Source organism: Brevundimonas sp. P7753, from assembly GCF_013386595.1.
Classification (GTDB): Bacteria; Pseudomonadota; Alphaproteobacteria; order Caulobacterales; family Caulobacteraceae; genus Brevundimonas; species Brevundimonas bullata.
The window spans coordinates 1-318 of the sequence record NZ_JACARP010000246.1 but is presented as its reverse complement, the minus strand read 5'-3'; the positions used below and the strand labels follow the sequence as shown (position 1 = coordinate 318).

Annotated in this window: 1 pseudogene; it reads right to left on the bottom strand. The window is 77.0% G+C overall.

Annotated elements, in window-relative coordinates:
* Positions 1-238: pseudogene (locus HX774_RS19410) on the bottom strand (SDR family NAD(P)-dependent oxidoreductase); the annotation flags it as partial.
* Positions 239-318 lie beyond the last annotated feature (80 nt).

Below are 318 nucleotides of genomic sequence, written 5' to 3'. Positions count from 1 at the left end.
CGGGCGCGGCGGTGACGAGGATGGCGGAGGCGACGGCCACGGCCGCCTTCAGGGCTTCGGCGTCGGCGGGATCGACGGCGATGACGCCCGCCGCCGTCAGTTCCGCGCGGCGCGCCGGATCACGTGAGGTGGCGAAGGCGCGCCCCTGCCGCCGGAGGGCTTCGCGCGCCGCCTCGAGGCCCAGGTAGCCGCCGCCGAAGACCAGCAGGGACGGGGCGGCGAGGGCGGGCTGGGTCATGAGGGTCCGGTCAGGCGATGCGGGCGGCGGGCGCGGGCGTGACAGCGACGCCTTGTGATTGCAGCGCTTCGGCGCGCTTG